The 21,035-nt window shown below is 55.5% G+C and carries 20 protein-coding genes and 1 pseudogene; 13 read left to right on the forward strand and 8 right to left on the reverse strand.

Features of this window, described 5'->3' with window-relative positions; all coding sequences use genetic code 11:
- Nucleotides 1–20: 20 nt before the first annotated feature.
- The 3 genes from LBW88_RS10815 (at nt 21) to LBW88_RS10825 (ending at nt 3,910) form a co-directional block, all read left to right on the forward strand.
- Nucleotides 21–482, forward strand: coding sequence for a DNA polymerase III subunit chi (locus LBW88_RS10815; RefSeq protein ID WP_058971041.1), 462 nt, complete (start codon nt 21–23; stop codon nt 480–482).
- A gap of 2 nt (nt 483–484) precedes the next feature.
- The gene (locus LBW88_RS10820) at nt 485–3,340 is read left to right on the forward strand and encodes a valine--tRNA ligase (RefSeq protein ID WP_224932352.1); all 2,856 of its coding nucleotides are present in this window, start codon (nt 485–487) and stop codon (nt 3,338–3,340) included.
- A 63-nt stretch (nt 3,341–3,403) separates the two neighbouring features.
- Nucleotides 3,404–3,910: a GNAT family N-acetyltransferase gene (locus tag LBW88_RS10825; RefSeq protein ID WP_414004079.1), complete on the forward strand. Its 507-nt coding sequence runs from the start codon at nt 3,404–3,406 to the stop codon at nt 3,908–3,910.
- Nucleotides 3,911–3,942: 32 nt separating this feature from the next.
- Here the strand turns inward: LBW88_RS10825 and miaE are convergent, their stop codons facing one another.
- On the reverse strand, nt 3,943–4,704 hold the full coding sequence (miaE, locus tag LBW88_RS10830) for a tRNA isopentenyl-2-thiomethyl-A-37 hydroxylase MiaE (RefSeq protein WP_224932351.1): 762 nt from the start codon (nt 4,702–4,704) through the stop codon (nt 3,943–3,945).
- Between the two features lie 59 nt (nt 4,705–4,763).
- A complete protein-coding gene (rraB, locus tag LBW88_RS10835) occupies nt 4,764–5,186 on the reverse strand; it encodes a ribonuclease E inhibitor RraB (RefSeq protein WP_084934252.1) in 423 nt (140 codons plus the stop codon).
- 163 nt (nt 5,187–5,349) lie between these two features.
- Between rraB and argF the strand changes: the two genes are divergently transcribed.
- The 4 genes from argF (at nt 5,350) to ridA (ending at nt 8,465) form a co-directional block, all read left to right on the forward strand.
- Complete coding sequence (gene argF, locus LBW88_RS10840; protein WP_224932350.1) at nt 5,350–6,357, forward strand: ornithine carbamoyltransferase; 1,008 nt, start codon at nt 5,350–5,352, stop codon at nt 6,355–6,357.
- Nucleotides 6,358–6,589: 232 nt separating this feature from the next.
- The gene (pyrB, locus tag LBW88_RS10845; RefSeq protein ID WP_224932349.1) at nt 6,590–7,525 is read left to right on the forward strand and encodes an aspartate carbamoyltransferase; all 936 of its coding nucleotides are present in this window, start codon (nt 6,590–6,592) and stop codon (nt 7,523–7,525) included.
- A 10-nt stretch (nt 7,526–7,535) separates the two neighbouring features.
- Nucleotides 7,536–8,000, forward strand: coding sequence for an aspartate carbamoyltransferase regulatory subunit (pyrI, locus tag LBW88_RS10850; RefSeq protein ID WP_100704454.1), 465 nt, complete (start codon nt 7,536–7,538; stop codon nt 7,998–8,000).
- Between the two features lie 78 nt (nt 8,001–8,078).
- Nucleotides 8,079–8,465, forward strand: coding sequence for a 2-iminobutanoate/2-iminopropanoate deaminase (ridA, locus tag LBW88_RS10855; protein ID WP_034826478.1), 387 nt, complete (start codon nt 8,079–8,081; stop codon nt 8,463–8,465).
- 130 nt (nt 8,466–8,595) lie between these two features.
- Here the strand turns inward: ridA and LBW88_RS10860 are convergent, their stop codons facing one another.
- Nucleotides 8,596–10,980, reverse strand: coding sequence for a beta-N-acetylhexosaminidase (locus LBW88_RS10860; protein ID WP_224932348.1), 2,385 nt, complete (start codon nt 10,978–10,980; stop codon nt 8,596–8,598).
- 268 nt (nt 10,981–11,248) lie between these two features.
- On the opposite strand from LBW88_RS10860, the gene nrdD reads away from it, so the two are divergent.
- Nucleotides 11,249–13,387, forward strand: coding sequence for an anaerobic ribonucleoside-triphosphate reductase (gene nrdD, locus LBW88_RS10865; protein ID WP_224932347.1), 2,139 nt, complete (start codon nt 11,249–11,251; stop codon nt 13,385–13,387).
- Nucleotides 13,384–13,848 (forward strand): annotated as a pseudogene (gene nrdG / locus LBW88_RS10870) (anaerobic ribonucleoside-triphosphate reductase-activating protein); the annotation flags it as partial. The gene nrdD and the pseudogene nrdG, both read left to right, overlap by 4 nt.
- On the opposite strand, the gene LBW88_RS10875 reads toward nrdG, so the two are convergent.
- Nucleotides 13,843–14,880, reverse strand: a complete 1,038-nt coding sequence (locus LBW88_RS10875; RefSeq protein ID WP_224932345.1) for a permease — start codon at nt 14,878–14,880, stop codon at nt 13,843–13,845. The pseudogene nrdG and the gene LBW88_RS10875 sit on opposite strands and share 6 nt — an antisense overlap.
- A 127-nt stretch (nt 14,881–15,007) precedes the next feature.
- Entirely contained in the window at nt 15,008–15,448 is a 441-nt protein-coding gene (locus LBW88_RS10880) for a YhbP family protein (RefSeq protein ID WP_224932344.1), read from the reverse strand.
- Nucleotides 15,449–15,530: 82 nt separating this feature from the next.
- Between LBW88_RS10880 and LBW88_RS10885 the strand changes: the two genes are divergently transcribed.
- Nucleotides 15,531–15,818 carry a GIY-YIG nuclease family protein gene (locus tag LBW88_RS10885; RefSeq protein WP_224932343.1) on the forward strand — a complete coding sequence of 96 codons (288 nt, stop codon included), beginning with the start codon at nt 15,531–15,533 and terminating at the stop codon, nt 15,816–15,818.
- Here the strand turns inward: LBW88_RS10885 and LBW88_RS10890 are convergent.
- Together LBW88_RS10890 and ubiT are read right to left on the reverse strand one after the other, a co-directional pair.
- A complete protein-coding gene (locus LBW88_RS10890) occupies nt 15,802–16,308 on the reverse strand; it encodes a GNAT family N-acetyltransferase (protein ID WP_224932342.1) in 507 nt (168 codons plus the stop codon). The two genes, LBW88_RS10885 and LBW88_RS10890, sit on opposite strands and share 17 nt — an antisense overlap.
- Nucleotides 16,302–16,826, reverse strand: a complete 525-nt coding sequence (ubiT, locus tag LBW88_RS10895) for a ubiquinone anaerobic biosynthesis accessory factor UbiT (RefSeq protein WP_224932550.1) — start codon at nt 16,824–16,826, stop codon at nt 16,302–16,304. Before ubiT ends, LBW88_RS10890 begins: the two co-directional genes overlap by 7 nt.
- A gap of 203 nt (nt 16,827–17,029) precedes the next feature.
- Here ubiT and ubiU point away from each other — a divergent pair, with 203 nt between their 5' ends.
- The 3 genes from ubiU to LBW88_RS10910 all read left to right on the forward strand — a co-directional run bounded on the left by ubiU (nt 17,030) and on the right by LBW88_RS10910 (nt 20,045).
- The gene (gene ubiU, locus LBW88_RS10900; RefSeq protein WP_224932341.1) at nt 17,030–18,025 is read left to right on the forward strand and encodes a ubiquinone anaerobic biosynthesis protein UbiU; all 996 of its coding nucleotides are present in this window, start codon (nt 17,030–17,032) and stop codon (nt 18,023–18,025) included.
- 9 nt (nt 18,026–18,034) lie between these two features.
- Complete coding sequence (locus tag LBW88_RS10905) at nt 18,035–18,919, forward strand: U32 family peptidase (protein WP_224932340.1); 885 nt, start codon at nt 18,035–18,037, stop codon at nt 18,917–18,919.
- Between the two features lie 115 nt (nt 18,920–19,034).
- A complete protein-coding gene (locus tag LBW88_RS10910; protein ID WP_224932339.1) occupies nt 19,035–20,045 on the forward strand; it encodes a luciferase-like monooxygenase in 1,011 nt (336 codons plus the stop codon).
- A gap of 3 nt (nt 20,046–20,048) precedes the next feature.
- On the opposite strand, the gene LBW88_RS10915 is transcribed toward LBW88_RS10910, so the two are convergent.
- Nucleotides 20,049–20,966 (reverse strand): AraC family transcriptional regulator, encoded by a 918-nt coding sequence (locus tag LBW88_RS10915; protein ID WP_224932338.1) that lies wholly within the window; start codon nt 20,964–20,966, stop codon nt 20,049–20,051.
- Between the last annotated feature and the right edge of the window lie 69 nt (nt 20,967–21,035).

Here is a 21,035-nt window from a genome sequence, read left to right on the forward strand (position 1 = left end):
TTAATGGAAATAAGCTTGCCATGAAAAACGCCACTTTCTATGTGATGGAGTCAGAAAGCGCCAGCGACGGCCTCAGCGCCATCGAAGCACTGGTGTGCGATCTGGCCGAAACACGCTGGCGTGACGGCAAACGCATCCTGATTGCCTGTGAAAATGAAGAGCAGGCCAATCGCCTGGATGAAGCGCTCTGGCAGCGCCCGGCCAACGCTTTTGTGCCGCACAATCTGGCCGGTGAAGGCCCGCGTTACGGCGCGCCGGTGGAGCTGGCCTGGCCGCAGCGTCGCGGCAGTTCCCCGCGTGACCTGCTGATCAGCCTGCTGCCACAGTTCGCAGATTTTGCTACTGGTTTCCATGAAGTGATAGACTTCGTACCTTACGAAGAATCCCTAAAACAACTGGCGCGCGACCGCTATAAAGCCTATCGCAGCGTTGGTTTCCAATTGAATACGGCGACGCCACCTCCGCCGCAAACGACAGTGTAGAAATGGAAAAGACATATAACCCGCAAGATATCGAGCAGCCGCTCTACGAGCACTGGGAACAGCAGGGCTACTTTAAACCGAATGGCGATACCAGCCAGGAAAGCTTTTGCATCATGATCCCGCCGCCGAACGTCACCGGCAGCTTGCATATGGGTCACGCTTTCCAGCAGACCATCATGGATACCATGATTCGCTACCAGCGCATGCAGGGTAAAAATACCCTGTGGCAGGCGGGTACTGACCACGCCGGTATCGCGACGCAGATGGTGGTTGAGCGCAAGATCGCCGCTGAAGAAGGCAAAACGCGCCAGGATTACGGCCGTGAAGCCTTCATCGATAAAATCTGGCAGTGGAAGGATGAATCTGGCGGCACCATTACCCGTCAGATGCGTCGCCTTGGTAACTCCGTGGATTGGGAGCGCGAGCGCTTCACCATGGACGAAGGCCTGTCTAATGCGGTGCGTGAAGTCTTCGTCCGTTTATACAAAGAAAACCTGATTTACCGTGGCAAGCGCCTGGTGAACTGGGATCCGAAATTGCGTACCGCGATCTCTGATCTGGAAGTGGAAAACCGCGAGAGCAAAGGCTCTATGTGGCATATCCGCTATCCACTGGCGGATGGCGTTAAAACCGCAGAAGGTAAAGATTATCTGGTGGTCGCCACCACTCGTCCGGAAACCCTGCTGGGCGATACCGGCGTGGCGGTGAACCCGGAAGATCCGCGTTATAAAGATCTGATCGGCAAAGAGCTGATCCTGCCGCTGGTCAACCGTCGCATTCCGATCGTTGGCGATGACCATGCGGACATGGAAAAAGGCACCGGCTGCGTGAAGATCACGCCTGCGCATGACTTTAATGACTATGAAGTCGGCCGTCGTCACAAGCTGCCAATGATCAACATCCTGACCTTTGATGGCGATATCCGCGAGCGCGCGGAAGTGTTCGACACCAATGGCGAAGTCAGCGACGAGTGCGCGGATGAGATCCCAGCACAGTTCCAGAAAATGGAGCGCTTCGCGGCACGTAAAGCGATGGTGGCTGCGGTTGATGAACTCGGCCTGCTGGACGAGATCAAACCCCACGATCTGACCGTACCTTACGGTGACCGTGGCGGCGTGGTGATCGAGCCAATGCTGACCGACCAGTGGTATGTGCGCACGGCCCCGCTGGCGAAAGTCGCGGTGGAAGCAGTAGAAAACGGCGACATCCAATTCGTGCCAAAACAGTACGAGAACATGTACTTCTCATGGATGCGTGACATTCAGGATTGGTGCATCTCGCGTCAGCTGTGGTGGGGACACCGCATTCCGGCCTGGTACGACAACGACGGCAACGTCTATGTCGGCCGTACGGAAGCCGAAGTGCGTCAGGAGAATAACCTGGCTGACGTTGTGGTACTGCGCCAGGACGACGACGTGCTGGATACCTGGTTCTCATCAGGTCTGTGGACCTTCTCTACCCTTGGCTGGCCAGAGAATACCGAAGCGCTGCGTACCTTCCACCCTACCAGCGTGCTGGTGAGCGGCTTCGACATCATCTTCTTCTGGATTGCGCGCATGATCATGCTGACCATGCACTTCATCAAAGATGAAGACGGCAAGCCACAGGTGCCGTTCAAAACCGTCTACATGACCGGTTTGATTCGTGATGAAGAAGGCCAGAAGATGTCGAAGTCGAAAGGCAACGTCATCGATCCACTGGATATGATCGACGGTATCTCGCTGGAAGATCTGCTGGAGAAACGCACCGGTAACATGATGCAGCCACAGCTGGCTGAGAAGATCCGCAAACGTACCGAGAAGCAGTTCCCGGACGGTATTGTGGCTTCCGGCACCGATGCCCTGCGCTTTACCCTGGCAGCACTGGCCTCAACCGGCCGTGACATCAACTGGGATATGAAGCGTCTCGAAGGCTATCGCAACTTCTGTAATAAGCTGTGGAACGCCAGCCGCTTCGTGCTGATGAACACCGAAGAGCATGATTGCGGCCAGAACGGCGGCGAACTGAAGCTGTCACTGGCCGATCGCTGGATTCTGACCGAATTCAACAGCACCGTGAAAGCTTATCGTGAAGCGCTGGACAGCTATCGTTTCGATATCGCTGCCAACATTCTGTATGACTTCACCTGGAACCAGTTCTGTGACTGGTATCTGGAGCTGACCAAGCCTGTGATGACCAACGGCAGCGAAGCGGAGTTGCGCGGTACGCGTAATACGCTGGTTACCGTGCTGGAAGCGGTCTTGCGCCTGGCGCATCCGATCATTCCTTACATCACCGAAACCATCTGGCAGCGTGTGAAAGGTCTGAAGAATATCGATCACGATACCATCATGCTGCAGCCGTTCCCGCAGTTTGATGTGGCGAAAGAAGATGCCGAAGCTAAAGCGGATATCGAGTGGATCAAGCAGGCGATTGTGGCAGTGCGTAACATTCGTGCTGAAATGAACATCGCACCAGGCAAGCCACTGGATGTGCTGCTGCGTGACTGCTCGCCAACCGCCCAGCGCCGTGTCGAAGAGAACCGCAGCTTCCTGTCGCGCCTCGCGCGTCTGGAGAGCCTGACCATTCTGCCTGCAGGCGAGAAAGGTCCGGTCTCGGTCACCAAGATCGTCGAAGGCGCTGAGTTGCTGATCCCAATGGCGGATCTGGTCAACAAAGAAGCAGAGCTGGAGCGTCTGGCGAAAGAGCTGACCAAGCTGGATGTCGAGATTGAGAAGATCCAGGTCAAACTGGCGAACGAAGGCTTTGTCGCACGTGCACCGGAAGCGGTGGTGGCGAAAGAGCGCGAGCGCATCGTTGAGCTGGAACAATCAAAAGCAAAACTGATTGAACAGCAGGGCGTGATTGCGGCATTGTAAGCGCATCAGTCCAACTGCTTAATCCAGGCCGGGCACTGCCCGGCTTTTTTACACCGGAAGAAAATGATGACCACCGCTACGCCACTGAATTTACAGGTGCGCCCGATTGTTGCGGCCGATAATCCGCTGATTGCGCAAGTGATCCGTGATGTCTCCGCAGAGTTTGGCCTGACTGCCGATAAAGGCTACACCGTGTCCGATCCGAATCTGGATCGCCTGTTCGAGTTATACAGCGAAGCCAACAGCGCTTACTGGATTGTCGAGCATGAAGGCCTCGTCGTGGGCGGCGGTGGCGTGGCACCGCTGGCGTGTAGCGCGCCGGATATCTGCGAACTGCAGAAAATGTATTTCCTACCGCAGGTGCGGGGTTTAGGGCTGGCGCGTGCGCTCGCGTTGCAGGCCATGGAGTATGCGCGTCAGCAGGGCTTCCGTCGCTGCTATCTGGAAACCACCGGCAGTCTGACCCGCGCGATTAAGCTGTATGAGTCGTTGGGCTTCGAGTTGATTGATAGCGCGATGGGCTGTACCGGGCATGGGGATTGTGAAGTGCGGATGCTGAAAGTGCTGTAATGTAAAAGCGGTGCGCAGGTCTGCGCACCCACTTAATAGGCCGGCACGCCGCTATGGAAACGCAACTCACCATCCGGCTCGCTGATTAGTTTCGCTTCCGCTGCACCAAACGCCTGTACGCGTGGCGTAATATCCTTCGCGGAAATCTGTTCCGCCAGCTTCAAATAATCCTGATAGTGACGTGCTTCAGAACGCAGCAGCGAAATATAAAACTTCTGTAACTGCTCATCCAGATACGGCGCCAGGCTGGCAAACCGCTCGCAAGATCGCGCTTCGATATAGGCGCCACAAATCAATTTATCCACCAGCCCATCGGGTTCATGATTGGCAATCTCGCGGATCAATCCTCTGGCGTAACGGCTGGCGGTGATTTTGCGATACGGTAAACCCCGCGACTGCATAATTTCCCACACCTGATAAAAATGATGCAGCTCTTCTTTGATCAGCAGAATCATCATCTCGATCAAATCATCCGCCCACGGCAGTTCGTTACGCACAATGATGCTTTTGGTCAGATTCTTGTGCGCATTGATAAAGTTACTGTCCGGCTCTTCACGGTAGATGAAATCTTCATACGGCTTGAGCCACGCCAGTATGGCATCGCCACTTGGCTTATCGGCGACATAACGACGAATGATAAATACCGCGGTCTGCGCCGCTTTTAACTCGCACACCATGTGATCGGTCAGCAGCAGCGTCAGGTTTTCCGGCTTGCGCGCTTCATCAATCCACGCTTGTGGCGTGCGGCAGTGCAGAAATTCATAAATGGGTTCTAACAGGGGAGCGTAATTCATCGGCGTTCTTTATCTGGCGGGGAAGTGGTTCTGGGCGGCGAGCGCCGCCCGTTTAAGACTTAGTGACGCACACCGTCGTCTTCTTCGTCGTCGATGAAGTCGCCATCGTCGTCTTCATCTTCTGCGTCCGGATCTTCGAAGTAAGTGCCCCAACCGTCGTAATCGACGTTGAAGCTACCGGCCAGATTCACCAACTGCTCAACCTGTGCATCAATCAGCTCTGGCTTTAACGCGCCTTCGCTCAGGATATCCACACACATCACCGTGCCACCCTCTTCCAGCTCCAGCTCTTCTGGCTCGCTCACTTCAAAGCCCAGTTTGAAAGCCTCAACCGCCACTTTCTCCAGTGAGTCGAAGTTGTTGCAAGAGAGGTGATGCTCGATAGTGTAAAGCGCATCCGGATCGCTGCCGTCTTCCAGCAACTCTTCAATGATCAGGCGGGTTTCTTCGCGCTGTTCTTCCAGCAATGCTTCATATGCCATGTGCGTGTCCTCAAAATGTTCGACGTGAATGCAATTATTTTCCCACACTGCTTCGCCCGCCACTACACAAAACAGAAAGTTTATTATCGCCGGGGTTGAAAATGCATATTCATACGGTTAGATTGAATTTTAATTCATTATTAACCCGTATCTGGAGCGCTGTATGAGTCAGCTGTATTCGAGACACTTCCTGAGATTGCTGGATTTCACTCCAGCTGAAATCAGCTACCTGCTAAGTCTGGCAGGTGAATTAAAACACGCTAAGAAAAATGCCGCTGAAACCCAGCACCTGAAAGGCAAGAATATCGCGCTCATCTTCGAAAAAGACTCGACCCGCACCCGATGCTCTTTCGAAGTTGCCGCATACGATCAGGGCGCTAACGTCACTTACCTCGGCCCAAGCGGCAGCCAGATCGGCCATAAAGAGTCGATGAAAGATACCGCGCGCGTATTAGGGCGTATGTATGACGGCATTCAGTATCGTGGCTTTGGTCAGGAGCTGGTGGAAACGCTGGCGGAATTTGCCGGTGTGCCGGTGTGGAACGGACTGACGACCGAATTCCATCCTACGCAACTGTTGGCCGATCTGCTCACCATGCAGGAACATCTGCCAGGCAAACCGCTGAGCGAGATGACACTGGTGTACGTCGGTGACGCGCGCAACAACATGGGTAATAGCATGCTGGAAGCCGCTGCGTTGGTTGGCCTGGATCTGCGCCTGGTGGCACCGAAGGGCTGCTGGCCGGAAGAGCAACTGGTGGAGCAGTGTCGCGTCGCAGCACAAAAAACCGGTGGCAAAATCACTCTGACCGAAGAGATTACCGAAGGCGTGCAGGGTGCGGATTTCATCTACACTGATGTGTGGGTGTCGATGGGCGAAGCGAAATCAGTGTGGGAAGAGCGTATCGCCCTGCTGCGTCCGTATCAGGTCAACAGCGCGATGCTGGCGCTGACCGGCAATCCTCAGGTGAAATTCCTGCACTGCCTCCCGGCCTTCCATGACGATCAAACCACTTTAGGCCGTCAGATGGCTGAACAGTACGGTCTGCATGACGGTATGGAAGTGAGCAATGAGGTGTTTGAATCGGCGCACAGCATTGTGTTCGATCAGGCTGAAAACCGCATGCACACCATTAAAGCGGTGATGGTCGCCACGCTGGGTAACCAGTAAAGCAAACGTTTACCTTACGGCGATTTCTGCTTGATGCTAATCAGTGAATGCGTATAATGCGCCACAATTTGCCGGAGGAAACATGCAACAGCGCAGCGTACAATTTGCCGCTCTACCCCGCCTGACCGCAGGCGATGCAGCTGTTTCTTTCCGTCATACATTGATCGTAAAAAAAGCCCCTTAAGCAGGGGCTTTTTTTTGTCCGCAATCCGGCAGCGCAGAGGAGAACGCTATGGCCAACCCGCTATATCGCAAGCACATTATTTCCATCAACGATCTCAACCGCGAAGAGCTGGAGCTGGTGTTACACACCGCTGCTCAACTCAAGGCTCATCCTCAGCCAGAACTGCTGAAGCACAACGTGATTGCCAGTTGCTTCTTTGAAGCCTCAACGCGCACCCGCCTGTCGTTTGAAACCGCTATGCATCGTTTGGGTGCTTCAGTGGTGGGCTTCGCCGACGGCAGCAATACCTCGCTGGGTAAAAAAGGTGAAACGCTGGCCGACACTATCTCGGTGATCAGCACTTACGTCGATGCGATTGTGATGCGTCATCCGCAGGAAGGTGCCGCGCGTCTGGCGACCGAATTCTCCAGCGGCATTCCGATTCTCAATGCTGGTGACGGTGCCAACCAACATCCCACGCAAACGCTGCTGGATCTGTTCACCATCCGTGAAACCCAGAGCCGCCTCGACAACCTGAATGTGGCGATGGTCGGTGACCTGAAGTATGGCCGCACCGTGCACTCGCTGACCCAGGCGCTGGCCAAGTTTACCGGCAACCGTTTCTACTTTATCGCACCAGATGCGCTGGCCATGCCGGCCTACATCACCGATATGCTGGATGAGCAGAACATTGTCTGGACACGCCATGACACCATCGAAGAAGTGATGCCGGAACTCGATATTCTGTACATGACGCGCGTGCAGAAAGAGCGTCTCGATCCTTCCGAGTACGCCAACGTCAAAGCGCAGTTCATCCTGCGCGCCGCTGATTTAGCGGGCGCACGCGACAATATGAAAGTACTGCATCCGCTGCCGCGTATTGATGAAATCACCACCGACGTCGATAGCACGCCGCACGCCTGGTATTTCCAGCAGGCAGGCAACGGCATCTTCGCCCGCCAGGCCCTGCTGGCACTGGTACTGAATAGCGACCTGGCACTGTAAGGAGAAACCGATGACTCACGATAATAAATTGCAGGTTGAAGCCATCAAGCGTGGCACGGTAATCGACCATATTCCTGCGCAGGTCGGTTTTAAATTGCTGTCGCTGTTTCGTCTGACCGAAACCGACCAGCGCATCACCATTGGCCTGAATCTGCCTTCGGGCGAAATGGGCCGTAAGGATTTGATCAAGATCGAGAATACTTTCCTGACCGACGATCAGATTAACCAACTGGCGGTGTATGCGCCGCTCGCTACCGTTAACCGTATTGATGAATACGAAGTGGTAGCGAAAATCGCCCCGACCTTACCGGATCGTGTCGAGCGTGTGCTCACCTGCCCGAACAGCAACTGCATCAGCCGCAGCGAGCCGGTATTCAGCAGCTTCGCGGTGAAACAGCGTGACGATGATGTGCACCTGAAGTGCAAATATTGCGAGAAAGAGTTCGCGCGCCACGTGGTGCTCGGTCACTGGTAATCGTGCCTATCGTCCCTATAATGGGGCGAACCAATACGCGGCTGACATAGGTCGGCTGCGCACTTTTAAGGAGAAACAATGTCTCGCGAAATCAGCACAGAAAAAGCACCCGCAGCAATTGGCCCTTATGTGCAGGGCGTGGATCTCGGCAGCATGATCATCACTTCAGGCCAGATCCCTGTGGATCCGGCGACCGGTGCCGTCGCAGATGATGTGTCTGCGCAGGCGCGTCAGTCACTGGAGAACGTGAAGGCGATTGTTGAAGCCGCTGGCCTGAAAGTGGGCGACATTGTGAAAACCACCGTGTTCGTGAAAGATCTGAACGACTTCGCCACCGTTAACGCGACTTACGAAGCCTTCTTCACCGAGCACAACGCCAGCTTCCCTGCACGTTCTTGCGTGGAAGTGGCGCGTCTGCCGAAAGATGTGAAAATCGAGATTGAGGCGATTGCCGTACGTCGTTAATCGGCGCCAGGCAATGTGTTGTCCTCACCCTGTCCTCTCCAGCCAAAGCAGAAGAGGACGGGGTGAGCTAAAGCTGCACACTACGTTAAACCGCCCCACCGCCCGTTTGCGGCAGAGCGCTCGCTCTCATCTATTTCGAAGACCTCAATAACTTCTCCAGCGGCCTGACCAGTGCCAGCACGGTTTCATCCTGCACCTGTGCCGCAGCGTCCAGTTTGGCATGCATCTCGGCCACTTCACTCGCACCGTAAGCCTGATTACGCTGCATCGCATTGACCAAATCGATCCCCATACGGCTGAGCGTGGCCACCTGCTGCACTTGTTGTTGCAATGCCTTGAGTTGATAGTTGCTCAGGATCAGTGGCATCACCGCATCACTGTTGTTTTGCCAGCGCTGTAGTTGTTGGCGAATGGCATTGGCCGCGCTGCGATCCTCGCGATTGGCCATCAGTGCATCCACCTGTTTATCCAATAAGCGCACCGGTTCACTCTCGGCCGGCAGCACATCCGCCAGACGATTCAGCGGCTCAAAATAATCGTAGTGCCCGGCCTGGAACTTCAGGTGCTGACGCGTGTAGTACTGTGCCGGTTCCAGCACCTCCGCCAGCACGCGCAGCGGCGTGATATCGCTGGTGTTGGCCAGCCGCATCATCTGCACCTCCGCCTGCTGATGCTGTTGTAATCCCACCGACACCGTGCCCCAGCGATCCACCGCATTCAAACGCTGGTACATGTTGTCGCTGTCGGTGACATCCTTCGCCGACCACAGGCGCTCAGCCACCACAAAGGCGCGCGGCCACAAGCGAGTATCGATCACCCTGCTGTTGACGTTTTCCGCCCACAGCGCCGCTTCACCACCAATCAGGTTGTTTTGCATTTGGTCTGGCGTAGGCACGGAAGGCTTAATGCCAGTGGGCACCTGCGCCAGCTTGCTGCCCTCAGCGGGATAGCGCACATTGCCCACCAGCATGTAGCCGGTCAGTTTGTCCTGCGTCAGAGTGACCATTGGCTGGAATGGTCCCATCCAGGTATCTACGCTAAAAGTGAGTTGTGTGGGTGATAGCCAGCGAATGCCACTCACCATACGCCGCGCTTTGCCGCTGAAATCAATAAAGCCACGCCAGCCATTTTTGCCTTCCACCAAAGTGAAACTGCCTTTGACGGGGCTGCCTTTCAGGCGCGGCATAGTGAATTGCCAGCTCTGCGCCTGCTCGTTGGTTTGAATCTGGTCCAGACCATTGAGTCCCTGCGGCCAGGGCTCATTGCGATAGTGGTAAGCCGCGGTTTGCGGTTGGTCGAGATAGAAACCGGTTGAAAGAATGCCACGGAAATCGTGCTTCGCCACCTCACCGAGTGCATCCTGCCCCTGCCAGGATTGGATCAAAATACTGTTCGGCAGATCAGGATGGTAAACCTCATCCCAGCCAATCATCCGACGCTGATGGGCTTCCAGGATCTTCTCCACACGCTGATTGAACCACGCCTGTAATGCGTGCGTGTCCTTCAGACCATGGTCGCGCATAAATTGCTGAATCTTTGGCGAGTCATTCCATTGGGTCGGATCCACTTCATCGCCGCCGATGTGGATGTAAGGATCGGGGAAGATCGCCGTGACTTCGCCCATCAGCGTATCAATAAAGGTGAAGACCGCTTCGTTGCTGGGATCCAGCAGCGGTTTAAACACGCCCCAGCCGCGCTCCATCTTGTAAGGGCCCGGCGCACTGAGCAGCTCTGGCATCGCCACCGCAATCGCCGAGGCATGCCCTGGCACATCAATTTCCGGCACCACACGTACGCCGCGCTGCGTGGCATAACGCACGACATCGCGCATCTGCTGCTGCGTGTAGTAAAGGCCGTCACTGGCCTTCTCCTGCAACTGAGGATAGTGGCTGGAAGCAAATCGCCAGCCTTGATCGTCGGTCAGATGCCAGTGGAATACGTTCATACGCGCAGCCGCGATACCGTCGATCTGCCGCTTCACGGTTTCAATCGGCAGGAAATGGCGCGCCGAATCGATCAGCACCCCGCGCCACGGGAAACGCGGTTTATCGTCAATGGTGACATAAGGGATTTGCGTTGCCGTCTCATTATTTTCAATCAGCTGTAGCAGGGTTTCCATGCCGCGCATGGCACCGAAACGCGTGTTGGCTTTCAGCACCACACCACTGCTGCTGACCTCAAGATGATAGCTCTCATCGCTGTCCGGTTGTGGCAAGGGATCTACTGCCTGAGCGATTTGCACCTGAATCGTGGCCTGATCGCTCGGTGCGCTGGCGGGCAGCAGCGGCCAACCGGTTTGACGTGAAATGCGGGCGCGCCAGCGCGCTTCGGCTCCCTCCAGATGATCGCCCGTAATATGCAGCGTGAATTGCGGTGTCAGCGTTAATGCGCCGCCGCTGGCAGGCTGCACCACTTTTTGTGGCCAGGGCATTAAGGGTAGATCGTTAATCGGTGCGGCAATAGAAGAGAAAGTCAGGGATAAACAACAGGCGAGCAGCGTTCTTTGCAGAGGCATGTAAGGCATCCTTGTGAATAATGACGGGCCAAAAATAGGCAAAAAACCCATTAAACCTGCTTCGCATCGCAAATCAAGTTATACGAGGTCGAAGTTTGGGCGGGTTAAAACTTTTGAAGTTTAGTCCGCTTAACCATTGTGCGGCTTTCAAACTTCGTTATGTCTTCTTTGCGGCAGGTCAAAAACAGCGCGATTAATTTCAGCCAAAACACCACATGTAGCGATTACACTCTCCACAAATACCCATATATAGTTTCATGGAGAAGAAATGGCGACGGTGGTAATTAAGCGTGACGGCTGCAGAGTGCCGTTTGAAGCGCAGCGTATTGAGCTGGCGGTGCAGGCGGCGGCGCGGGCGGCACAGATTGATGATGCACTTTGGTGCGCGCAAGTCGCGACACGCGTCAGCCGTCAGTTGGCCAATCGAGTTGAAGTGGATATCCGCGATATTCAATGTGCGGTGGAAGAGACGCTGATGGCTGGGCGCTGGCCACAACTGGCACGCGCGTATATCGAATATCGCCATGAGCGTGATTTAGCCCGTGAACAGCGTGGCAAACTGCATCACGCGATTCGTGGCCTGGTTGAACAGACCAATGCCGCGCTGCTCAACGAAAACGCCAATAAAGACAGTAAAGTCATCCCCACCCAGCGCGACTTGCTGGCGGGTATCGTTGCCAAACATTATGCCCAACAGCAGCTGCTGCCGCGTGATGTGGTACTGGCGCATGAGCGCGGTGAGATCCATTATCACGATCTCGACTATTCGCCATTTTTCCCGATGTTTAACTGCATGTTGATCGATCTTCAGGGCATGTTGAACAATGGCTTTAAGATGGGCAATGCCGAAATCGAGCCGCCGAAATCCATTGCCACCGCGACGGCCGTGACGGCGCAAATCATTGCTCAGGTCGCCAGCCATATTTACGGCGGCACCACCATTAATCGCATTGATGAAGTGCTGGCCCCGTTTGTGAATCTCAGTCTGGAGAAACATCGCGCGGTAGCTCAACAGTGGCAGATTGCGGATGCGGAAGCCTACGCACGCGTGCGCACCGAGAAAGAGTGCTACGACGCATTCCAGTCTCTGGAATATGAGGTCAATACGCTGCACACCGCCAACGGCCAGACGCCGTTTGTCACCTTTGGCTTTGGTCTTGGCATCGACTGGGCCGCGCGCCTGATTCAGCAGTCGATTCTGCGTAATCGTATTGCCGGACTGGGAAAAAATCACAAAACCGCGGTGTTCCCGAAACTGGTGTTCGCCATCCGCGAGGGCGTGAATCGTCGTCCCGGCGATTTTAACTACGATATCAAGCAGCTGGCGCTGGAGTGTGCCAGTAAGCGCATGTATCCCGATATCCTCAATTACGACAAAGTGGTGGAAGTCACCGGCTCGTTCAAAACGCCGATGGGCTGCCGCAGCTTCCTCGGCGTGTATGAGGAAAACGGTAAGCAGGTTCATGAAGGACGCAACAACATTGGTGTCATCAGCCTGAACCTGCCGCGCATTGCACTGGAAGCCAACGGCAATGAAGCCCACTTCTGGCAGCTACTGGATGAGCGGCTTGAACTGGCTAAGCGTGCATTGATGACGCGCATTGCCCGACTGGAGAAAACTAAGGCGCGCGTGGCACCGATTCTCTACATGGAAGGCGCGTGTGGCGTTCGCCTGAATGCCGATGACGAAGTGGGTGCGATTTTCCGCCATGGCCGCGCCTCGATTTCGCTCGGTTATATCGGCCTGCATGAAACGTTGAATGCGCTGAGCGGCAGTGAAGTCCATCCGTATGACGCGCAGCACCTGCGGGAAAAAGGCGTGGCGATTGTGCAGCGTCTGCGCGCTGCCGTGGATGCCTGGAAAGATGAGACCGGCTACGGTTTTAGCCTTTACAGCACACCGAGCGAGAACCTCTGCGATCGCTTCTGCCGTCTCGATGCCGCCGAGTTTGGCGTTGTGCCAGGCGTCACCGATAAAGGCTACTACACCAACAGCTTCCATCTCGACGTCGAAAAGAAAGTGAATCCCTACGACAAGATCGACTTTGAAGCGCCCTATCCGGCCATCGCCAATGGTGGCTTCATCTGTTACGGCGAATACCCCAATATTCAGCACAACCTCAAGGCGCTGGAGGATGTGTGGGATTACAGCTATCACCGCGTGCCCTATTACGGCACCAACACGCCCATTGATGAGTGCTATGAATGCGGCTTCACCGGCGAATTCAGTTGCACCAGTAAAGGCTTTACCTGCCCGAGCTGCGCTAACCACGATCCGGCTCGCGTCTCCGTCACGCGCCGCGTCTGTGGTTATCTGGGTAGCCCCGATGCGCGACCGTTCAATGCCGGTAAGCAGGAAGAAGTGCAGCGTCGCGTTAAACATCTGGATACCGGACAGTTAGGATGATGCGTATTCATCGCTATTACGCCGTCGATATCGTCAACGGGCCAGGCACGCGCTGTACGCTGTTTGTTGCCGGGTGCGAACATCAGTGTCGCGGCTGCTACAACCAGAGTACCTGGCGGCTCGATTCCGGCGTGCCTTTTACGCTGGAGATGGAAGAACAGCTGATCGCCGATCTCAACGATCAGCGCATTCCGCGCCAGGGGTTGTCGCTGAGCGGCGGCGATCCGTTGCATCCACACAATGTGCCGCACATCCGTCGTCTGGTGAAACGGGTGCGACGCGAATGCCCGGACAAGGATATCTGGTTGTGGACCGGTTATGAGATGGCAGAACTCAGCGCAGCGCAGCGTGAAGTGGTGGCTGAAATTGATGTGCTAATCGATGGCCGGTTTGTGGAAGCTGAGAAAGATGTGCGGCTGCTGTGGCGCGGCAGCCGCAATCAGAAGATCTGGTATTTACGCCAGCCACAGGGCGATCGTACCGAGGAGGATGCCGCTGAGCGCCACGCCAGCCAGCGCGATCCACAAGGCACGCGCCGGGAAAGCACGATGCAGCATCAGTAGCGATGGCACACTGACGGCGGGTAAGGTCACGAGCAGCGCCAGCGCAGGCGCGATCCCCATGCCCGCCAGCATCATGGTTTGTATGATGGGGATTTCCGCTGCGGTGGGAATGACAAACAAACAGCCCGCTACCGCCATCAGCATCACCCAAAACAGCGTATTGCCCACCGCGCCATCGGCATGCGGGAAGAGCCAGACGCGTGCAGCACCCAATAACAGCACGGCAACGATATACAGCGGGATGGTGTTCCAGAACAGCCGCCACATCACGCGTAGCCAGCGGGTCAGGAACGGCTGCTCGCTACCGGCAGCCATCACCACAGGTGCGACGACTGTGTGTTCTGGCACGCTGCGCTGCACCAGCGACGCAATCCCCAGCACCATGGCCAAGCCCGCCACCAGCCGAATCGCCGCGAAATGCCAACCCAGCACAAACCCCATAAAAATTAACGTGGCGGGATTCAGCAGTGGATTGGCCAGCCAAAAGGCCATCGCTGCCCCGCTCGACACCTGCGACTGACGTAAACCCGCCGCCACCGGCGCTGCACAGCAGGTGCACATCATGCCCGGCAAACCTAACCCGGTGCCGACCAGCGTTGAACCAAACTGAGAATTGCCCATGACGCGCAGCAGCCAGTGGCGCGGGATAAGCACCTGTACCAGCGAACCCAAAATCACACCCAGCACCGCGGCTTTCCAGACTGCGAGGAAGTAGATCATTGCGTAGTCCAGCGCAGCACGCCACGGTGAATCCGCTGCGTTTGCCAGAATGGATTTGCCAATAGAGTGGGTTTCAGCCGCCGTGAAGGCTTTGCCGTAATAGGGCTGCCATTTGACGTACCACAAGCCGATCACCACCACGGCGAGGAACAACAAGGGTTTCCACCATGCGAAGCGTGTCGCGGGTGCAGAAGATGCGAGTTGGGTCATAACAGAATCCGTATCCTACAGAATAACGTATGCCGCACTGGGAGGCGCGGCGGTTAATCCATAGTGTTATTCAGGTTATTGGAATCTGCTATGCAAAGTTAACGTAAGTTTGATCGGGAGCGGAAAATTAACTTTCGCCGGTCTTATCACGCTGCCAAATGATTTTTTTGCCGAAGCCCAGCGCGTTGTCGGTCATCTTCAGCTCATCCAACATAATCTCCCATAAAGGAGCCTGCACTTTGCGGGCAATCGGATAACGTTTCTGGTAGGCATGACGCGCCTGCGCTTCACGCTCTCCACTAAGTTGCTGGATACGGCCAAAATACTGCACGCCTTTGATTAACAGCACCGTTTTTGGCTGGCCGTTGATCGTGCCCGCAACGCGCGAATTGGCCTGCATTAACGTGCCGTGTCGCGTATCGGGTTCGGTCATCAACCAAAACGCCATACGGTTTTCATCAAAGACGTAAAAGCAGTTGGCGCACCACAAATCGTCGCCGTTGCTGGCACATAATGACAGGGCACGTTGTTTTTTGAGATAGCGAATAAGATGAGACTGGTCAGACACAATGCAACTCCATGCGGCAGATAGCGAGGCTAACCTAAGCGCGCTACACTGCCCAACAGCCATCGAACAGGAAAAGTCATTTATGCAACAGGGCTGGCAGCTCTATATGCTGCAAACCGCCGCCGGCATGCTTTATACCGGTATCACCACGGATGTTCATCGCCGCCTGCTGCAGCATCAGTGTGGCAAAGGTGCGCGCGCATTGCGCGGCAAAGGTCCGCTGACGCTGGTGTTTAACTGCGATGCAGGCGACCGCGCGGCCGCTTCGCGTCTGGAGTATCAGGTGAAGCAGCTCAGCCGCACGCAAAAGCTGCTGCTGGTTGCACAGCAGCCTTCATGCCTGAATGCGTGGTTTAGTCGAAGCGATTAAAAGGCTCGGAGAAAGCGATCAACCCTTCTGCGCCCGTAAACGCATCGTCCGCTAACTTGTACACCTGAAACGCCGCTTCGCTGCCTAACCAGCGGCAGTGCAAGCCGTGACGTGCCGCCGGCTCAAAGCCCAGTGGGTTGTAAAACTCGGGATCGCCCAGCACCACCACCGCGCTGTAGCTGAACTCATTCAATGAATCCAGGCCTTCGTACACCAGTTTTTTGGCAATGCCTTGCTTGCGCACCGACTCATCCACCGCCAGCGGCGCCAGCGCCACCCAGTTGCGATCTTCACCTTGCAAGGTCACTGGACTGAAGGCGGCATAACCCAGCACCTGCCCCTCATCATCTGTGGCCACCACGCCGAGCGTGAGTAAGCCATCTTCACGCAACTGCTGCACCAATTCTGCTTCTGCGGCGGTAGCAAAACTGCGCTTTAACAGGGTGTCGATGCCCGCCGCATCCACACCAATTTCAGTACGAATCAACATGAGATCCCCACGCGCGCCTCAGCGGCCTCCGCGTCCTGTTTCATTCCTGCCTCAACAAAGGCAGCCAGCTGCTGTAACCCCGTACGCAAAGGCGTGGGCATGGCATCCAGTTCAATAGCATCCATTAGATTCTTCACCTCCAAACCCAGCTCCGTGTCGCCCTCGATCACCAAACGGCGTTGAAAGAACAACATATCGGGGTCTGCTTTGCGTGCTGCCACCAGCAACAGGTCGTTAGCTTCGCCACGAAACCAGACATCAGCCTCAGCGTCGCGCGAAACGGTCAGGCGCCCCTTCTGTAAGGTGGTGATCCAGCGCAGATTCACATCCGCAATCTCAATCCCCAGATAGCGCCCTTCCAGAAAGTCTAACTCACCTTCAGACAAAGCATGACGAAATTGCCAGTTTAAGAGTTGTTGCAAAACCACTTTTTTTACAGGGAATGGAGTAAATGAAACAGGTAAGGCGAGGATTTCTGGGCCTTTTTCCACAATCAGGCCACGTAAGCGCGCAAGCATATTCATTAATCCCTTCAGAAATTTTTACCTATATTGCCACAACCATGCCCCCTCGCCTCCACTGAGATCAATGAAATCGCTGAACAACTGATTAAATATTCTTCACTCTGTATCCTGAGTGACGCTTTCACTGCCTTAAATCAACATTTACGCACGACACCTTCCCTACACTTTACCGCTTCAGAATTCGGGGAGGAAAAAGTATGGAACTGCTGTGTCCAGCGGGGAATTTACCTGCGCTGAAATCGGCGGTGGAGCATGGCGCTGACGCGGTGTATGTCGGCTTAAAGGATGACACCAATGCCCGCCACTTTGCTGGCCTCAATTTTACTGACAAGAAGCTGGCGGAGGCAGCGCGCTTTCTGCATCAGCATCGCCGCAAGCTGCACGTGGCGATCAACACTTTTGCCCATCCTGATGGCATCAATCGCTGGCAAACCGCCATTGATTTAGCGGCGCAAAACGGCGCTGATGCACTGATTCTCGCCGATATCGCCACGCTGGAATATGCCGCGCAGCGTTATCCGCAGGTAGAACGTCACCTTTCGGTGCAGGCTTCGGCCACCAATCTGCAGGCCATCCACTTTTATCATCGCCATTTCGATCTCAGCCGCGTGGTGTTGCCGCGTGTGCTGTCGATGCATCAGGTTAAGCAACTGTCACGTGAAACACCGGTACCACTCGAAGTTTTTGCCTTTGGTAGCTTGTGCATTATGGCGGAGGGTCGCTGCTATCTCTCTTCATGGCTGACGGGTGAATCACCGAACAGTGCGGGAGCCTGCTCACCGGCAAAATTCGTGCGCTGGCAGCAAACGCCGCAAGGGATGGAATCGCGCCTCAATGAAGTGTTGATCGATCGTTACGGCGCCGATGAAAGCGCTGGCTACCCCACGCTGTGCAAAGGGCGCTATGAAGTAGACAACCAGCGCTATCACGTGCTGGAAGAGCCTACCAGCCTCAACACCTTGTCGCTGTTACCGGAATTACTGCGCGCCAATATCGCCTCGGTGAAAATTGAAGGTCGCCAGCGTAGCCCAGCTTATGTGGCACAGGTGGCAAAAGTGTGGCGCCAGGCGATCGACCGCTGTATGGCGTCGCCTGAGCAGTTTGCGGTGCAGGAACCCTGGATGCGCGCACTCGGTGAGCTTTCGGAAGGCAGCCAGACCACGCTCGGTGCCTATCACCGTGACTGGCAGTAAGGAGAAGCTATGAAATACGCCATTGGGCCGGTGCTGTGGTACTGGCCAACGGACACGCTGGCCAGTTTTTATCAGCAGGCAGCCGACAGCTCTGCTGACATCATCTATCTTGGCGAAGCGGTATGCAGTAAACGTCGTGCTACCACTTTTGCACAATGGATGGAAATGGGACATACGCTGGCGCAGCACGGTAAGCAGGTGGTGCTCAGCACCCTTGCGCTGTTGCAGTCGCCTTCAGAAGTGAAAGAGCTGCGGCGCTATGTGGAGAACGGCGAGTTTTTGCTGGAAGCTAACGATATCGGCACCGTCAACATGGCGGCGGAGCGTAAGCTGCCGTTTGTCGCCGGTCCGACACTCAATGTCTATAACGCACAGACGCTACAGCTGTTGCTGAAAGAGGGCATGACGCGCTGGTGCATACCTGTGGAGATGTCGCGTGACTGGCTGATTCAGCTGTTGCAGCAGTGTGATGCGGCAGGCCTGCGCAATAAGTTTGAAGTAGAAGTATTGGGCTATGGCCATCTGCCGCTGGCGCTGTCGGCGCGTTGCTTTACCGCACGTTCCGAAAATCGCGCCAAAGATGATTGCCAGACCTGCTGCATCAACTATCCCACCGGACGCCGCGTACTGTCACAGGAGGGCCAGCAGGTGTTTGTGTTAAATGGCATCCAGACCATGAGCGGTTACTGCTACAACCTTGGAAATGATTTGCCCGGGATGCATAACTGGATCGATATCGTACGCCTCTCGCCACAGGATGAGACCACGCTGGCAGAGGTCGATCGCTTCCGCGCGAACGAAGCCGGTGAAGCCCCGCTGATGATGGCGCGCGGCAGTGATTGCAACGGTTACTGGCGTCGATTGGCCGGTATGGTACTTGAGGGCGGACGGTAAAGGCACATTCCGGCTATATTCCTGCTGTTAATAGCAGTTTTAATATGGGTAATGATGAGTAATACTCACTGGCGCAGGTCTGATAACACCTGCGCCATCCTTATTTGGAGTGCCCATGTCTGAGAAAAAAACGGTTCGCCTGTCTGTACTGGATCTTGCGCCTATCCCGCAAGGTTCTGCTGCGCGCGAAGCTTTCCACAATTCGCTGGCGCTGGCGCGTCAATCTGAAGCCCTTGGTTTCCATCGTTACTGGCTCGCTGAGCACCACAACATGACCGGTATTGCCAGTGCGGCAACGTCCGTGTTAATTGGTTATCTGGCCGCCAATACCGAAACCCTGCGCCTTGGATCCGGCGGCATTATGCTGCCCAACCATGCACCGCTGGTGATCGCCGAACAGTTTGGTACGCTCGAATCGCTGTATCCTGGCCGTATTGATTTAGGGCTGGGCCGCGCCCCAGGTTCTGACCAGCGCACCATGTTAGCGCTGCGCCGTCATCTCTCCAGCGCCCAGGCGGATAGTTTCCCGGAAGATGTGGCAGAACTAATTCGTTGGTTTGATGCAGAAGACGGTGAACATCCGCCAGTGCAGCCCGTGCCGGGCCTCGGTTTGAAAATTCCTGTCTGGTTATTGGGTTCCAGCCTCTATAGTGCACAACTGGCCGCACAGCTCGGCCTGCCGTTCGCTTTTGCTTCCCACTTTGCACCGGACCTGTTGTTCCAGGCACTGCATCTCTATCGTGAGAAATTCAAGCCTTCTGCGCGTCTGGCGAAACCCTATGCGATGGTGTGCGTCAACGTGGTAGCAGCGGATAGCGAACGCGATGCGCGCTTCCTGTTTACCTCAATGCAGCAGCAGTTTATTAACCTGCGCCGTGGCAAACCGGGCCCGCTGCCAGCCCCCGTTGAGAACATGGATAACCTGTGGTCGCCATCAGAGCAATATGGTGTGCAGCAGGCGCTGAGCATGTCGATTGTCGGCGATAGCGACAAAGTGCGCCAGGGGTTAGCCGCGCTGATCCGCGAAACCCAGGCTGATGAAATCATGGTCAATGGCCAGATTTTCGATTCGCAGGCTCGTCTGCGTTCGTTCGCACTGGCGATGGAAGCCGCGCGCTCACTGTAATATCTACTGTTGTGGGGTCAATCCTTCTGGCCCCACTGCCACCATGCGCACATCCCGTGCTGGAGATTGCCCGTAGAAACGGCTGTATTCGCGGCTAAACTGCGAAGCACTTTGATACCCCACGCGATACCCCGCCGTTCCGGCATCTAACTTCTCAATCAGCATCAAACGCCGCGCTTCGTTGAGACGCAGCTGCTTTTGATACTGCATCGGCGTCATCGCCGTCACCGATTTGAAGTGATGATGTAGCGACGAAATACTCATGCCCACGCTGCTGGCCAGCTGATCCATCTTGAGCGGTTGATGAAAGTTTTCGCGTAGCCAGCGTGCCGCGCGGGCCACTTTGTTACCCGGTCGCTCGGTCAACGCCATATTGAGAATCCGCGGGCCTTCTGGCCCGGTGAGTAATCGATAGAAAATCTCTTGCTCAATTAACGGTGCCAGCGCTGGAATATCCTGAGGTTGATCCAGCAGTTCAATCAGGCGGATAACCGCATCAACTAACGGCGGCGCCACTTTATGCACGGTAATGCCGCGTTCGTTCGCCACTGTCGCGCCAATGTGCTGAAGCGGGAAATGTTCGAGATAGCGCATCAGACGCGTTTCGTTAATGGTGATCCCGACGCCAAGGTTGGGCTTCTCCGGTGTGGCCAGCACCACGCAGGATTGTACTGGCATATCCAGCGTCACCAGCAGCAGATCGCCTGCTCCGTAATGCATCACGTCATCGCCCATACGCAACGCTTTCTGGCCCTGCGCTACCAACGCAAAGCTGGCCCAGGTCGCTACGTGCGACAAACTGGTTGGTTTGGCGCTGCGGCCAAATGAGAGAAAATCGATGGCGCTCAAGTGGCGGCCATCTTCTGGAGCATGGCGGGCAATCATCGCCACCAGTTGCTGCCACTGTTCCTGATGAATCATGCGTTACGCACTCCGCGACGAGAAATCACTGTGTCAGCATTCTCGCCTTTCACTTCCGCTGCGCCTAGT

The organism is Pantoea sp. alder81, from assembly GCF_020179835.1.
Taxonomy (GTDB): domain Bacteria; phylum Pseudomonadota; class Gammaproteobacteria; order Enterobacterales; family Enterobacteriaceae; genus Pantoea.

What these genes read in the sequence shown, in the direction of transcription:
- LBW88_RS10815 (WP_058971041.1), top strand. Translation starts at nt 21, where the DNA reads ATGAAAAACGCCACTTTCTATGTGATGGAGTCAGAAAGCGCCAGCGAC.
- LBW88_RS10820 (WP_224932352.1), top strand. Translation starts at nt 485, where the DNA reads ATGGAAAAGACATATAACCCGCAAGATATCGAGCAGCCGCTCTACGAG.
- LBW88_RS10825 (WP_414004079.1), top strand. Translation starts at nt 3,404, where the DNA reads ATGATGACCACCGCTACGCCACTGAATTTACAGGTGCGCCCGATTGTT.
- miaE (WP_224932351.1), bottom strand. Translation starts at nt 4,704, where the DNA reads ATGAATTACGCTCCCCTGTTAGAACCCATTTATGAATTTCTGCACTGC.
- rraB (WP_084934252.1), bottom strand. Translation starts at nt 5,186, where the DNA reads ATGGCATATGAAGCATTGCTGGAAGAACAGCGCGAAGAAACCCGCCTG.
- argF (WP_224932350.1), top strand. Translation starts at nt 5,350, where the DNA reads ATGAGTCAGCTGTATTCGAGACACTTCCTGAGATTGCTGGATTTCACT.
- pyrB (WP_224932349.1), top strand. Translation starts at nt 6,590, where the DNA reads ATGGCCAACCCGCTATATCGCAAGCACATTATTTCCATCAACGATCTC.
- pyrI (WP_100704454.1), top strand. Translation starts at nt 7,536, where the DNA reads ATGACTCACGATAATAAATTGCAGGTTGAAGCCATCAAGCGTGGCACG.
- ridA (WP_034826478.1), top strand. Translation starts at nt 8,079, where the DNA reads ATGTCTCGCGAAATCAGCACAGAAAAAGCACCCGCAGCAATTGGCCCT.
- LBW88_RS10860 (WP_224932348.1), bottom strand. Translation starts at nt 10,980, where the DNA reads ATGCCTCTGCAAAGAACGCTGCTCGCCTGTTGTTTATCCCTGACTTTC.
- nrdD (WP_224932347.1), top strand. Translation starts at nt 11,249, where the DNA reads ATGGCGACGGTGGTAATTAAGCGTGACGGCTGCAGAGTGCCGTTTGAA.
- LBW88_RS10875 (WP_224932345.1), bottom strand. Translation starts at nt 14,880, where the DNA reads ATGACCCAACTCGCATCTTCTGCACCCGCGACACGCTTCGCATGGTGG.
- LBW88_RS10885 (WP_224932343.1), top strand. Translation starts at nt 15,531, where the DNA reads ATGCAACAGGGCTGGCAGCTCTATATGCTGCAAACCGCCGCCGGCATG.
- LBW88_RS10890 (WP_224932342.1), bottom strand. Translation starts at nt 16,308, where the DNA reads ATGTTGATTCGTACTGAAATTGGTGTGGATGCGGCGGGCATCGACACC.
- ubiT (WP_224932550.1), bottom strand. Translation starts at nt 16,826, where the DNA reads ATGCTTGCGCGCTTACGTGGCCTGATTGTGGAAAAAGGCCCAGAAATC.
- ubiU (WP_224932341.1), top strand. Translation starts at nt 17,030, where the DNA reads ATGGAACTGCTGTGTCCAGCGGGGAATTTACCTGCGCTGAAATCGGCG.
- LBW88_RS10905 (WP_224932340.1), top strand. Translation starts at nt 18,035, where the DNA reads ATGAAATACGCCATTGGGCCGGTGCTGTGGTACTGGCCAACGGACACG.
- LBW88_RS10910 (WP_224932339.1), top strand. Translation starts at nt 19,035, where the DNA reads ATGTCTGAGAAAAAAACGGTTCGCCTGTCTGTACTGGATCTTGCGCCT.
- LBW88_RS10915 (WP_224932338.1), bottom strand. Translation starts at nt 20,966, where the DNA reads ATGATTCATCAGGAACAGTGGCAGCAACTGGTGGCGATGATTGCCCGC.